Source organism: uncultured Aquimarina sp., assembly GCF_947492115.1.
GTDB lineage: Bacteria > Bacteroidota > Bacteroidia > Flavobacteriales > Flavobacteriaceae > Aquimarina.
The window spans coordinates 1024719-1039343 of sequence record NZ_CANLMM010000001.1; the positions used below are offsets into that span (position 1 = coordinate 1024719).

Genomic DNA, 14625 nt, shown 5'->3' on the forward strand with positions numbered 1-14625 from the left:
GCTTAGGCACCTCGAGGGATTTTCTTTATTATATCATTAATATCATCCGATACTCGTAAGAAATATAAAACACCTACATAAACACCTCCTATAAGTATACTTTTAAAACCTATATTCACAACTGGATGGAAAGTAAAATCCCAAAAATAAAAACCGTATACAAAAGCTAAAATCATGATTACAACTAGAAAAGTCTTTTTAGAAAATGGTTGCATTTTAAACTTTATATTCACTAAAAAAACTTTTGCAGTATTGTAGCAAAATACCGCCATACTGGTAGCTATAGCAGCCCCTACTACTCCATATTCAGGGATGAGTAACCAATTAAGAACAAAAGCAATAACTGCCATGGCAATTCCTATGTATAGAATCAAACGATAATAATCTGAATTAAATATGATCGAATTATTATTGCCTAGCACATTATCAAATAACTTAGCTATTCCGATAAGAATTACCACCCAGATAAACAATTCGTATTCATCCGGAATTAACTCAAAAAGTTGATTTACATTACAAATAATCAACACGAATAATAAACCACTGATTGCGAAAAGATTCAAAGAACTTTTTTTATATAGTATTCTAAGTTGTTCAAAATTCTTTTCATTAATGAGTTTTGCCGTTAACGGATATGTAATTTGATGCATCGCTCTGGAAGGAATAATGATTACACTTGCGATATAAGCACAAATACCATATTTAGCCACATATTCGATAGGTAGATAACGTTCTATCATTGTCTTATCCAAATCAATTAAAAGAGTAGCGACAGATCCTGCCAACAAAATCAATAAAGAATACTTAAATACGTTTATGAAATTAGAAGGCAATGAAAAGCTAAATGAGAAATTTAGCAATCTATATACATAAATAGCCATAATGCATAATCTAGCTATATATACGAATACAATCGCATAAATAAATTGTACTACGGTAATTACTTCTAAATAGACTAAAAATAGTAATACCATAAGACAAGTTCTTACGAACAATTCTTTTAAAATATTACCAAAAACACTTTTAAGTTTCACTTTAGCCCAAGCAAAAAATATTTCGAAATAAGATAAAGCAATAGCGAGCACATAAATGGTCCAAACATAAGGCTGTACAATAGTGTTATCTTCTTCAAAATAACTTAGGACATGTTCATAAAAAACAGTACCTACGGCACCAATGATAATAGCGACGCACATAGGTAAAATAAGCATTATCGTCATAAACTTATTTTGTTCCTTTTTATCGGAATAGGATGAATAAAACTTTACAACAGTATTATGCACTCCAAAAGCCATTAAAGGCCAGATAATATTTGATGCAGAAAACAAATAAGAAATCAGTCCGTAGTACTCCTCTTCCAAAAATTTTGTAAAAAGAAACAAGGTATTAATAGCACCAATCCCAAAACCTAAACAAGTAATGATGACATTTTTGATCGATTGATTAGCAACTATTCCCATTCTTTAATTTTATAGCTTACCGTTGGCTAGACTTTTTAGCAACATAGACATCTCTTTGGTCAAAGATCGTCTACTATATTTTTCAATTCCAATCGCCTGAGAATCAAGTTTTCCTTCTTTAAACTTACTAAAATATTCAAGAAGTAAACGTTTCATTTCATCATAAGCATCGTAATCAAAATATTTCCCGGAATCTGTTTCTTCTATTAATTTAGAAATATCTGCATCTCTGGGGCCAACAGCGATAATAGGTCTTTCGGAGATCATATATTCAAATAGTTTCCCAGGTATAATACATTTTGTTTCTTCTGAGTCAATCTCTATTAATAATAATACCTGAGAACTACGCTGAATCTCTATAGCTTCTTTATGAGAAACATATCCTTTAATTTCCAGAAAATCTGATAAACCTGCTTCTTTAATAGAGGATAAAACATCTTCGCTCACTGCACCTACTAATCGTAGTTTTAATTGTTTTGCAAAATCTTCATTCTCTTGTGCAGTGTCATATATCGCTTGCCACAATCTCTTTGGATTTCGTCCTGATAACAAAGACCCAATATGTGAAATTGTAAAAGTAGTATCTAATCGAATATCAGCAACCTCTTCAGTATCATATCCATTCGTAATTACCGAGATAGGTCGTTTAGTAATATTAGAAAACTCTTCTTTAGTTGTATAACTCGTAACAGTTATGTGATCTGCAGATGACAACACCTCTTTCTCTAGTTGTATATGCTTATCTCTTGCACTTCTTATAAGCTTCAGTTTTTTATGATAACCAATAGTTGTCCAAGGATCTCTAAAATCAGCTACCCATTTAATATCCAGTTTTTTCTTAAGCTCCTTCCCTATCAGATGAATACTATGCGGTGGTCCAGTAGTAACTACAATATTTATATTCTCTTTAGAAATAAGATCATTTAAAAATTTCACAGAAGGTTTTACCCAATATTTGCGCGCATCTGGTATAAAAAAATTACCTCTAATGAACAACATAAGTTTCTGCATGAAAGATTGTTTATCTTTTCCGGCAATGATTCCTTTACTGATGGTTTTAGAATCTTTTTTAGAAAAAATTTCTGCAAAACGATACGGTTCAAAAATTGGTTGTTTAATAATAGTAACATCCGCAGGAATTTCTGAAATCAAGGATTCATCTATTAAAGGATACGTAGGATTTTCGGGAATATATACAGTTGGCTCAATTCCGAATTCCTTGAAGTATTTAACAAACTTGAGCCACCTTTGTACTCCAGGACCTCCCGCAGGAGGCCAGTAATATGTTATTAATAATACTTTCAAAACCTTGTAAGAGTGCTATTCAGAAACATCTGTTTTCCTCTTTTTATACTCAAAAAACAAAGCTCCTAAAAACAATAACCCAAAGATAATAGAACTTGCCAAAGTAATAGAACTTCCTGTTTTTACTACTTGTGGTTCAAATTTAAACTCAATAGTATGCTTACCTGCAGGAACTTTTATACCCCTAAGCATATAATTTACAGGATAAACAGTCTCAGGAGCTTCATCGATATAAGCATTCCATCCGTCTTTATAATAGGTTTCCGAAAAAACAACAAATCCAGGTTTATTCGTATACATATTATACGCTAAATGATTTGGATCTGTTTTCGAAATTGATATGGTAGAAACGCTATCTTTTACTGGTTTGTAACTTTCTAACTCATCTTTAAACTCATTTCTAATAACAGCCGTGTTTTTGGTATCTATATCGTTTAAAGCATCAAATTCAGACTTATAACCATCTACAAATTTTAATTCAGAAACAAACCATGCAGGTCCATTTATGGATGGGTTTTCTTGTACGGTTAATTTTCTATCTTCATTTTGCTGTATTACATACTTAACATTCAACATATTCACAACCTCTAGATTTCCTTGTAAAATGTGTTGATTATAAATATCATCAATCTTCCTAGGTCTTACGGCAGAATATCCATTTATAGAATTGAAGAAGTTATTGGTATGAGAATTTCTAAACCCTCTTGCCTGATCTAATACACGATAATAAGAGTTGTCTTTAAGAATCTGTTTATCAGTAGCTGTTGGCTGAAAATATTGTTTATATTCTCTTTTAGAAATAAAGGAATCACTATCTACACTGCGTCGATCTACACCTCCTAAATCCAGAATCACTAAAATACCAACTCCAACCAGCATTAGATTTTCAGAAATCTTTTTCTTTAAGGTAAACCAAAGTAATCCAGCTATTAGAAGAATAAATAATAAAGATCGAAGACTATCACTTTTCATAATCGTAATACGATCTTCTTTGATGGCATCGAATATAGCAGGTTGTTTAATAGCCACCTGTACATCATTTGGAGATTTAAAACTGAATAAGCTTCCACCAAACAACCAGAATATCAAACATAATCCTCCAAACACTCCTAAAGAAATTAAAAATTTCTTTTGTCTTTCTTTAAACTCTGTTTTTTCATTAAAAAGCTGGTAGAGTCCAAATACTGCTGCAATTGGCACTACAAATTCTAGTAGTACCTGAATACTGGAAACCGCTCTAAATTTATTGTATAAGGGAACATAATCAACAAAAAAGCGTGTAAGAAAATCTAGATTCTTACCCCAACTTAAAGTTAATGACACAATCATTCCGCCAAGTAACCACCAGCGCAATCTACCTTTTACTAAAAGTAATCCCAATAATGCAAGAAAAACAACTGTAATCCCAAGATAAGGAGGTGCTTCTACAAAAGGTTGAGCTCCCCAATATAAGCCAGTAATATTAGCATAATAATCTGCGGTTTCAGGAGACTCGCCTAACTGCAATAGCTTTTGATAGAAAGCTGATTCTTTCCCCAAATCAGAAGCTCTACCTAGTCCCATTAATTTAGGAACGAAAAGGTTTAAAGACTCTAACTTTCCATAACTATACGCCGTTATGTATTCATAATCCAGTCCATTCTTTTCAGAACTCTTCGTTGTGGCATCAGCTAACAAATTTTTACCTCGTATACTTGTTTTTGCGTATTCCGCTGTAGATAATAACGTAGTAGCGTTAGTCGCCAAACCTAAAAAAGCAGCAACGATCAATATTGCTGAAGACTTAAAGAAATGTGGTAATTCTTTCTTTTTGAAAGCATCTATTAAATAACTTATTCCCAAGACAACTACTAATAAACCTAAATAATAAGTCATTTGATAGTGATTAGCCTGTATTTCCAATCCCATCGCCACTGCGGTAAGCAGAAATCCCCAGACATACCGTTTTTGAAATACTAAAAGTATACCAGCAATAACTAATGGAAAATAAGCTATAGCATGTGCTTTTGCATTATGCCCCACTCCTATTATAATAATCAAATAAGAGGACAGCCCAAAGGCCAAAGCTCCAACAATTGCCATTTTCCAAGGAATTCGCATCACCAGTAACAAAACATAGAAACAGGCTAAATACAGAAAGAGATAATCTGCAGGTCTTGGTAAAAACCGAATCAATCGATCCAACTTATCCATATAATCATGAGGAAACTTTGCTCCTAAAGCATATGTGGGCATCCCTCCAAAGGCTGCATTATTCCAAAAAGTTTCCTCTCCGGTATTTTTCCGAAATTCATTTTGTTGCCTAGCCGTACCTTCATATAATTTTATATCATTTTGATATATCATTTTTCCGCTAAGAACAGGATTGAAAAAAACTAATGAAACGATAATAAAACCTAAAATCACGAAGATATGAGGTAAAATTCTTTTTAGATAAGGCATCATGCGAATGACAATTTATGTATGAGCCGCCAAATTAATCAATTTCCTCAAAATCGATGTACTCTCCCACATCTTTATTAGTAGATTTTTGTTTTGGCTTTTTATCAATGGTTACATCATTATCTCCAGAAGACTGAGACTGATTATATTGCTGAAACTGTTGTTGAAATCTTTCTCCAGCTTTCTTTGTTACATATCTAAGCAATAGAGGACCAAATAATCGCGTTAGTATCTTTAATCCGTAATATATCAATAACAGAATGAGAATTACCTTTAATACCCCTAAGAAAGAAGCCTCTTGCATATTATTTTTTTTCAAAAATAGGGAACTCTCTATACAATTACAGGCAGTCAATCCTAAAAAAATGATAAAATCTGCTATATTTGAACCAAATCTATGGAATATGAGCCCTAAATCGATGCTGCTGGTAGTTAGCCTATTGCTACTTGGTCTAACTTCAACTGCTCAATACACTGAAAAGATTAATACAAACAGACCTGGAGTTTCTCAAGGTGCCTTTTCTGTTGGTAATAATGTATTACAACTCGAAGGTGGGTTAGGTTTCGGAAGAGAAAGACATAAAATATTTGATACAAAATCAAGTACATTCAACTTTGATTATAACATAAGATACGGGTTACTTATCGAGCAATTAGAAATTAGCTTAGATGGTAGTTTTAGAAGTGACGGGATCAGGCAAACTATTGGTGCCAACGAACAAAAAATCAGAAAAACTGACTTTGAATCCAATACTATAGGAGTTAAATACCTTATTTATGATCCTTATAAAAAACCTAAAGAAAATGACTCTATCAATTATGATGAGTTAAAAAGTTGGAAAGAACGTTATCGATTTAAGTGGAAAAGTTTAATCCCAGCGGTTTCTGCATACGTAGGTATGAATTATGTAAATACAGATAACGCTTTTACTTTTCCAACGGATGCAACCATAAGTCCAAAAATTGTTATAATGACTCAAAACAACTGGTGGACGAGCAATGCTGGTAGTTGGGTATTAGTTACAAATCTTATTGTAGATAAAATCACTACGGATAATCCCGCTTATGGTTGGATTATCACAAGTACTCATACTCTAAATGATAAATGGGCCATATTTGGTGAATACCAAGGACAAAAGAGTGATTTCTATAGCGATAATATTATAAGACTTGGTGGAGCCTATTTATGGAACCAGGATCTGCAAATAGATGCCAACATTGCCACCAATTTTAAAGATACTCCATCGATATTTAGAGTAAGTCTTGGTGCTTCCTATAGGTTTGATTGGCATCGTAAAGATGAGATTATTGAAAAGCCAGGATTCGAAAGCGGGATCAAAAAGGATGAAAACGAGGAAGAGGAAGATGATAAAGATAAAGATGGCCTGGAGTTAGATGAAGAAATCGAAGAAATTGAAAACGATAGTTTAAAACAAGAGCAAACTCCATTCATTAATGATTTTGAAGATGGTAGTCATCGAGATGCAATGGAGAAAGACCTAGATGAAAGAAGAACAGCACAACGTTTAGAACGCGAACGAATTGAAAAAGAGAAGCAGGATAAAAAAGACGAAAAGAAATTTAAGAAAGAAGAAAGAAGACGTCTAAAACGTGAAGCTAAAGCTGCAAAACAAGCTGAAAAAGCAAAATTAAAGGCAGAAAAAGAAAAGCAAAAAATGATCGAAGACATCGATGCCGAATTGGATAAAATGGAGCAAGACGAAGGTGTGGATGATGAACTGAAGCAGATAGATGAAGAACTCAAGAAGTTGGAAGAGATGGAAAAAGAGCTCGGTTCTGACACGAAACCTGATGCCAAAGAAGATAAAACTGATGACAAGAAAGACGCAGAGGACGAAGAAGATATAGATGCTGCTTACGAGAAGTTACAGAAAGAGCAGGAAAAAGCTAAAAAGGAAGAAGAGAAGCGTAAAAAAGCTGAAGAAAAAAGAAGAAAGAAAGAAGAAAAGAAAAGAAAAAAGGAAGAAGAAAAGCGTAAAAAAGCTGAAGAAAAGAAGAGAAAAAAAGAAGAAAAAGAAAAAGAGGAAAATGATAATAATGATAATTAATCATTAATATATTCCGGAAATAACATCCGAGTTTGTATACCATATGAAAAAGGCTGAGTGCTATTGTACTCAGCCTTTTTTAATTCCATAATTTCCGTAAGTAACGATAAAAACATTTACGCAATAAAATGATAATTCCTAATAAAAGGATGCGCTAAATTAGTATTTCCATCATTTTTTAACATAAAAAATACGCAGGTTAAAATAATTACCTTATATTTGGTTAACCAATTTGGTTGACCAATTATAAACTATGAAAACTAACTTGAAACCAGAATCATTATCTCCTAGAGATGAAATTGAAACGGTTATTTCTAAAATAAGAGAATTAATTATAAACCGTCAACTCGAACCAGGAGACAAATTACCTTCCGAAAGAACCTTATCGGAAAAATTTGGAGTGAGTAGAAGTCAATTAAGACTAGCAATTCAAAAATTAGAGTTTTACGGACTTGTAAAAAAATATCCTAAGAGTGGAACTTTTGTTTCCAAAATAGGTGTAGGTGCATTGAATTCTATGATGGCCAATATTCTACACTTGCAAACACCGGATTTTAAATCATTAGTAGAAACCAGATTGATCTTAGAAACAAAGGCTGTTAAACTAGCCGCCGTTCGCAGAACAGAGCAACAACTTTATCAAATAGAGGTTGCTCATGAAGCTTACATAAATAAATCTATTAATGGAGAGAATGCTATCGATGAAGATCTACTATTTCATCTAAAATTAGCAGAAGCTAGTTGTAATAGTGTTATTAATTCATTAATGCTCGTTATAACTCCTGAAATAATAACAAATTTCGTAACAAATAAAATTTGCGATAAAACCAACTTTTCTACCCTAATTAAAGAACACCAAGATATCGTAAATGCAATAAAAAATAATGATCCAGATCAAGCTACAGAAAGCTTGAAAATACATTTTAATGATTTATACCAATACTGTAGAACCTAATACTCCTTGCCTATGTAAATTAAAACATTAAATGAAAAAAGGACAGGTGAAACCTATCCTCTTAAATTATTCTATTTATCACTTCAAGTTTCGAGAGAGAAGTCTGTTAAAATGAATAATACGCTTTATTACTTAAACAAATACGCATTGACAAAGGTAACAAATAATATAGAGTTAAACCTTTACTCTTGTTAATGTTTAGTTAAGTAATAGCAATACACACAAATTAAAAATAGCCAGTAATGGCTATGTGCTTATTTCTAAAATAAACTAAACAATGAAACGATTACTTGTAAAATTTAAAAGCTTTTTAATGTTTACGCTATTGTTATTGTATCATTTTAACTCCTATGCTCAACAAAGTTATGAGTTAACTGGTATCGTAACATCTGTAGAAACAAACACGCCTATACCAGGCGTCAGTGTTCTGGTTAAAGGAACCTCTAACGGTACAGTTACAGATTTTGATGGAAAATATGCAATACAGGTGTCCTCAGGAGATGTACTTCAGTTTACCTACATAGGACTTACCACCCAAACTATTACAATATCTAACCAAACTACTTTAAATGTGAAAATGGAAGAAGATTCTGAAGCATTAGAAGAAATAGTTGTTGTAGGATATGGAACTAGAAAGAAATCACACAATACAGGTGCTATTGCTCAAGTTAAAGGGAGCGATGTTGCAGCCATACAGGCAACTCGTGTGGATGAAGCCTTAGCAGGTAAATTATCCGGTGTACTTATACAAAATCAAAATCCTGAGCCAGGTGCCAATCCAAAAATTCAGGTACGTGCGGCTTCTTCTCTCTCCGGTGATTCTGGACCATTAATCATCGTAGATGGTTATCAAATTTCTGGAAATTTAGCTACTGTAAATCCTAGCGACATTGAAAGCTTAGAAGTATTAAAAGATGCGGCTTCAGCAGCTATATATGGAGCAAATGGTGCTAACGGAGTTATTTTGGTAACAACAAAAAAGGGTAAATCAGGAAGACCACAATTTAGTTATAATTCATTCATTAGTATTTCCAACAAATACCGAAAAAACATCTTAAAATCGGGACCTGAATGGGCTGCATTTTCAAGACAGGAAATTGCTGCTGGTAATTGGGATTTATCACAAGTTGATCCAGCTTTTGTAGAATACCGATTAAGAGCATATGAAAATTCTCCTGGTGCCATTAGTCCAGAAGACTGGTTATTTAGAACTGGTGTTACTACAAATCATGATTTTAGTATGTCAGGTGGCTCCGAAAACTCGAAGTTTTTCGGATCTGTAGGATACCAAAATGCAGAAGGGGTAGCAATAACACAAGGGTTTGAAAGATTTAATGCACGATTAAATATTGACACTCAATCTGGTGATAAATTTAAAGCTGGATTAAGCTTTAACGGTTTTGCATCTAGAAGAGACATCTTAGCACACGATATGAGAGATCTATTGAGAGCTTATGGTGTTCACCCTGTTTATCATACAGCAGAATCTATTGCATTCGTGCAAGCATTAGATGCGGAAGCACAAGGGTTAGGGTTATCACCTTTTGATAATGGTTATAGAGGTGGTATTGGCCCAACAAGTATCTATGAATTACAACCAGGAGATAGAGTTGATGATTGGCATTACGGTAGAGATAATAACGGAATTGGGGGTTCAGGAGATGCTGGGCCTGCCCAAAAATTAGATAATGCGGATGCTTGGCAAAAAGTTTATTTCGCAAATCTTTCATCCTATATACAGTATGAAATCATGGATGGTTTATTTTTAAAGACCGCCTTAGGTGGAGATTTTAATAATACTCAAAACTACTATTATCAAGGTTTAGGAGCAGATTCAAGAGCACGTACCGATCAAACGGATTTAGACGAGAGTACTAGAAATGCTTCATCTATTTTAAGCACCACCACATTAAACTATAATAAACTTATAGGCAAACATGATATTGATGCAGTGATCGGTTATGAATTTTTAAATAACTACATTAACGGTACTTCTCTTGTAGGTACTAATGTTCCCAATAGCGATATTATCAACTACAATCTGTTAAATCCAGAAGATATTACTACAACGGAAACTGAAATCACGAGATCAAGAAAAAGTGTTTTTGGTAGAATACAATATGCATATGATAATCGTTATTTAGTATCAGCTTCACTTAGAAGAGATGGAGATTCTCGTTTTGGAGCGAACAAACAGTATGGAGTTTTTCCTGCTATGTCCTTAGGTTGGAATGTTCATAACGAGAACTTTTGGAAATCAAATGCTTTAAGTCTTCTAAAACTAAGATTTAGTACAGGTTCTTTAGGAACCAGTTCATTCTTAAATGATTTTGATGCACAAAGCCTTTTAAATCCTATTCCTACAGTTTTCGGTACTGGATTTGGAATTTCTGGTAATGTAAATAACCCTGATTTAACCTGGCAAACGAATACAGAAACAAATTATGGTATTGATTTAGGGTTTGTTAATAATCGTTTTAGACTAAGCGTAGACTATTATAATTCTGACATCGAAGATATGTTAATAGGAAGCACCGTATCCTATACTACTGTTGGTCAACCTTCTATAATAGTAAACAATGGTGATATGACGAGTTCTGGACTTGAGTTTGAACTTTCCGCTAGTCTTATTCAAAATGAAAATTTTACATGGGATATTAATGCAAACCTAGCTACAGTGAATACAGAAATTACTGATCTAGACAATGTAGATGAACTTCCTCAAATTCAATATGGTCAAAGTGGTAGAGGTCCTATATTTAGAAATTATGTAGGTGGAGAAATTGGTGAAATGTGGGGCTTAGAAACTATTGGTGAAGTAGAAATGAGGTTTTTAGAAGATCCTACAAGACATCCTAATAATACTTCGGGAGAATCCTATGTAGTTGATCAAAATGGAGATGGTGTTATCGATAGCGATGATTATGTAAAAATAGGTCAAGCCACACCCGATTTTTATTGGGGATTAAATTCCTCTATGAGCTACAAGGCTTTTGATTTCTCTATGCAATGGCAGGGATCCCACGGAGCAGAAGTATATAATATTGACCCTCTTTACTATGAATCACAATGGTCTGGTCGATTGGTAGATACTTTTGATGCAAATGACGATGGTATTGCAGATCATAATGGAGAGCACTATATAGGTAACAGAAGACAAACCGATCACGGTATTCAGGATGCTTCGTATATAGCATTAAGAAATTTAACTATAGGTTATACTTTAAATAGAGAATTAATAAACAAAATAGGTTTGAATTCTCTTAGAATTTATGCAGCCTCTACTAACCTATTATACATCTGGGGAGATGATTACACTTCATATAATCCAGAAGGTATTGAAACTGGAAATAGCGGTTACGCAGGTCCGACGACATATGGTGTTCAAGTTGGTGCAAGCCCTATTGTACGAAGTTTTACGTTTGGTTTAAATGTTAATTTTTAAAAAAGAAAAAATGAAAAAAATCATTTTATTATTGGCAATGGCGTTATTCATCGCTGCCTGTGAAGATTTAGACCAGGTGCCATCAAATATCGCAAATTCAGATTCATTAACTGATTTTGAAGGTGTTCTTAATGCAGCATACTTCTATCAATTAGGTTCGGTAACTCCTATGGCAGTAATGGGAGATTTTAGAGCTGATAATGCATTAATGATAGAAGAGCCTTACCCGTCTTTTGATAGATTCAATAGTGATCTCATAGTTATGGAAGATCAGTTCTTTGAACCGTTTTATATTGCTTTATATAGATCAATTTTAAGTGCAAACAATGTTATTGAAAATTCAGCAAATACGACAGATGTTGGTGAAGCAAAGTTTTTAAGAGCTTTATCATATTTTAAGCTAGTGCGTGTTTTTGGAGATGTTACTGTAAATCTAAGTTCTGGAGATCTTAGCTTAGATTTAACAAGACAACCGGCTGCGGACATTTACAATAATATTATTATCCCAGACTTACAAGATGCCATATCAGTTCTGAATAATTCTGGCTTATCAAACGGTAGAGCTACACAAATAGCTGCTCAAGGTTTATTAGGTAAAGTTTACATGCAAATAGGCGACTTTACTAGTGCAGAATCATATCTCGCAGCTGTGGTAAATGGTGCAGCAGATGCAGGCGTAAGTTTACAGGCTAACTTTGCTGATATTTTTGGAGATGCCAATGATTTAAACTCTGAGATTCTTTTTGCGACTCAAGTATCAAGCTCAATTCCAGATGAATATGGTTTTACAGAGTTTACAGGTTGGTATATTGGTAATGATTCAAAATCTTTTGAACCATTGGACTTAGATTTAGTAGCTGCATTTGATGCGGCAGGAGATGTTAATAGAAAAGCTCTCACGGTGGATGAAGATGCCGTTAGAGGAATAAAGTATTTATCTGAAAATCCAGATCAAGATTGGATCGAATTGAGATTAGCAGATGTCATTTTATTGTATGCAGAAGCACTTAATGAAAATAATAATGGAGATGGATCTCAATCAGCAACTATTTTAAGTCTACTAGATGATATTAGAACTAGAGCTGGTTTAGCCAGTTTAAGCGGTACCGCAAATACACAAATAGAAGTTAGACAAGCTATTGCAGATGAAAGAAGATTAGAATTAGCCTTTGAAGGACAACGATGGTTTGATCTTGTTAGAACAGGTACCGTGGATGTGGAAATGGGAGAAACTGTTAATCCTAACTATTATGTGTTCCCAATTCCCGATTCCGAAATACTTGCTAGTAATGGTATCATTACTCAAAATCCTGGATACTAAAGTTGTGTGTGTTAAAAAACAATAGGTGAAATTATTGTTTGTTCAGTATCCTATACTCCATTAATCATTAATTTGATTAATGGAGTTTTTTTTGAAAACATCTAAGTTTCTAAATACAATAAACTTATTCTGTAATTTATTAAAATGATACAAATACGTTAAGATGTTTGACAAAAGCGTTATATATTTGCTATGAACTAGCGAAGTTGTATGATTACCATAAAAGAAATTACCTCCAAAGCAGATTTGACCACATTTGTTAAGTTTCCCTTTGAATTATATAAAGACTCTCCTTATTACGTTCCTTCGATTATTAAGGAAGAATTGGATGTAATGAACCCAAAAAAGAATCCTGTTTTTAAAAATGCAATAGCAAAATACTTTTTAGCATATCGCGACAATAAAATTGTAGGTAGAATAGCAGCTATTATCAATTGGATTGAGGTAAAGGAACAAAAAAAAGCAAAAGTACGTTTTGGTTGGTTTGATGTAATTGACGATATCGAAGTTACAAAAGCGCTTTTAGAAAAAGTTACTGAATTTGGAAAACAACATTCTTTAGAATATATGGAAGGCCCAGTAGGTTTTTCTAATATGGATAAAGCAGGTATCCTTATTAAGGGGTACGAAGAGCTTAATACCATGATCACTTGGTATAATTATCCATATTATAAAGAACATATGGAACAACTTGGTTTTGAAGATGCTGCAACTTGGGTTGAATATAAAATTAAAGTTCCAAAAGAGACTAAAGAAAAGGTTATTAAGTTTGCGAAAATAATTAAGGAGCGTTATCAACTTCAACTACTAAAGTTCAGGAAGAGTAAAGAGCTATTAAAATATGCAGATGATATGTTTGATCTACTTAATAAAACATATAGCAGTTTGCAGACCTTTGTGCCTATACAACAATATCAGGTAGAAATGTACAAGAAAAAGTATCTACCCTACTTAAATCCAGAATATATTACCTGTATCGCGGATAACACTGGAAAACTCATCGCTTTCTCTATTGTAATGCCTTCTTTTTCCAAAGCTTTAAAGAAAATGAATGGTAAAATTTATCCCTTAAAGTTTTTACATATTCTTAAAGCACAACGCAGAAACGATACTGCAGCATTTTACTTAATAGGGGTTGATCCAGAATATCAAAACAAAGGTGTTACCGCTTTGATATTTAAAGAAATGAACGAAACCTTTATTCGCAACGGAATTGAAATGGTAGAAACCAATCCTGAATTAGAAGAAAACAAGGCTATTCAGGCTCTTTGGAATGACTACGAACATGAGCAGCATAAAATGAGAAGGACTTACAGAAAATATTTTTCTTAACAAATCTTCAGTTATTTTAATAGATTTTTAATACAAAAAGTTTAAAATTTCCCCATTTATAAGCTATTTTGGAAAGAAATATTATCTCTTTAAACCAAATAGTTATGATCAAAAACATTTTAAACTTAAATGGAGTTAAAGAACTCCAAAAGAAACAACAATTATCTATTAACGGTGGTAGCAGTCCATATTGTAATTTTGGACCTTTAACCTTAGACTGTTCTATTAATACAGATGGTCGTTGTACTTGTGTTAATGGAAGATGTGTACAAGGTCCAGAATATCACTGCCGATAA

At 33.2% G+C, this 14625-nt stretch carries 10 protein-coding genes; 6 read left to right on the top strand and 4 right to left on the bottom strand.

The features are described from left to right. Positions 1-2 precede the first annotated feature (2 nt). The 4 genes from Q1A73_RS04605 to Q1A73_RS04620 are packed head-to-tail and all read right to left on the bottom strand — an operon-like array spanning position 3 to position 5511. The gene (locus tag Q1A73_RS04605) at positions 3-1460 is read right to left on the bottom strand and encodes a polysaccharide biosynthesis C-terminal domain-containing protein (protein ID WP_299602205.1); all 1458 of its coding nucleotides are present in this window, start codon (positions 1458-1460) and stop codon (positions 3-5) included. 9 nt (positions 1461-1469) lie between these two features. Then, positions 1470-2765, bottom strand: coding sequence for a glycosyltransferase family 4 protein (locus Q1A73_RS04610; protein ID WP_299602207.1), 1296 nt, complete (start codon positions 2763-2765; stop codon positions 1470-1472). 15 nt (positions 2766-2780) lie between these two features. Next, entirely contained in the window at positions 2781-5210 is a 2430-nt protein-coding gene (locus tag Q1A73_RS04615; protein ID WP_299602209.1) for a YfhO family protein, read from the bottom strand. A 31-nt stretch (positions 5211-5241) separates the two neighbouring features. Next, positions 5242-5511 (bottom strand): DUF4834 family protein, encoded by a 270-nt coding sequence (locus Q1A73_RS04620; RefSeq protein ID WP_299602210.1) that lies wholly within the window; start codon positions 5509-5511, stop codon positions 5242-5244. 61 nt (positions 5512-5572) lie between these two features. Here Q1A73_RS04620 and Q1A73_RS04625 point away from each other — a divergent pair, with 61 nt between their 5' ends. The 6 genes from Q1A73_RS04625 to Q1A73_RS04650 all read left to right on the top strand — a co-directional run bounded on the left by Q1A73_RS04625 (position 5573) and on the right by Q1A73_RS04650 (position 14625). Then, positions 5573-7276, top strand: a complete 1704-nt coding sequence (locus Q1A73_RS04625; RefSeq protein ID WP_299602212.1) for a transporter — start codon at positions 5573-5575, stop codon at positions 7274-7276. Positions 7277-7529: 253 nt separating this feature from the next. After that, positions 7530-8231 carry a FadR/GntR family transcriptional regulator gene (locus tag Q1A73_RS04630; protein ID WP_299602215.1) on the top strand — a complete coding sequence of 234 codons (702 nt, stop codon included), beginning with the start codon at positions 7530-7532 and terminating at the stop codon, positions 8229-8231. Positions 8232-8508: 277 nt separating this feature from the next. Next, positions 8509-11676, top strand: a complete 3168-nt coding sequence (locus tag Q1A73_RS04635; protein WP_299602217.1) for a TonB-dependent receptor — start codon at positions 8509-8511, stop codon at positions 11674-11676. A gap of 10 nt (positions 11677-11686) precedes the next feature. Then, positions 11687-12997 carry a RagB/SusD family nutrient uptake outer membrane protein gene (locus Q1A73_RS04640; RefSeq protein WP_299602218.1) on the top strand — a complete coding sequence of 437 codons (1311 nt, stop codon included), beginning with the start codon at positions 11687-11689 and terminating at the stop codon, positions 12995-12997. A gap of 210 nt (positions 12998-13207) precedes the next feature. Next, on the top strand, positions 13208-14329 hold the full coding sequence (locus Q1A73_RS04645) for a GTP cyclohydrolase (RefSeq protein WP_299602221.1): 1122 nt from the start codon (positions 13208-13210) through the stop codon (positions 14327-14329). Between the two features lie 104 nt (positions 14330-14433). After that, positions 14434-14625 carry a hypothetical protein gene (locus tag Q1A73_RS04650; RefSeq protein ID WP_299602224.1) on the top strand — a complete coding sequence of 64 codons (192 nt, stop codon included), beginning with the start codon at positions 14434-14436 and terminating at the stop codon, positions 14623-14625.

Coding starts and splice junctions, on each gene's coding strand:
- Q1A73_RS04640 (WP_299602218.1), top strand. CDS start 11,687: ATGAAAAAAATCATTTTATTATTGGCAATGGCGTTATTCATCGCTGCC.
- Q1A73_RS04625 (WP_299602212.1), top strand. CDS start 5,573: ATGATAAAATCTGCTATATTTGAACCAAATCTATGGAATATGAGCCCT.
- Q1A73_RS04615 (WP_299602209.1), bottom strand. CDS start 5,210: ATGATGCCTTATCTAAAAAGAATTTTACCTCATATCTTCGTGATTTTA.
- Q1A73_RS04645 (WP_299602221.1), top strand. CDS start 13,208: ATGATTACCATAAAAGAAATTACCTCCAAAGCAGATTTGACCACATTT.
- Q1A73_RS04650 (WP_299602224.1), top strand. CDS start 14,434: ATGATCAAAAACATTTTAAACTTAAATGGAGTTAAAGAACTCCAAAAG.
- Q1A73_RS04635 (WP_299602217.1), top strand. CDS start 8,509: ATGAAACGATTACTTGTAAAATTTAAAAGCTTTTTAATGTTTACGCTA.
- Q1A73_RS04630 (WP_299602215.1), top strand. CDS start 7,530: ATGAAAACTAACTTGAAACCAGAATCATTATCTCCTAGAGATGAAATT.
- Q1A73_RS04605 (WP_299602205.1), bottom strand. CDS start 1,460: ATGGGAATAGTTGCTAATCAATCGATCAAAAATGTCATCATTACTTGT.
- Q1A73_RS04620 (WP_299602210.1), bottom strand. CDS start 5,511: ATGCAAGAGGCTTCTTTCTTAGGGGTATTAAAGGTAATTCTCATTCTG.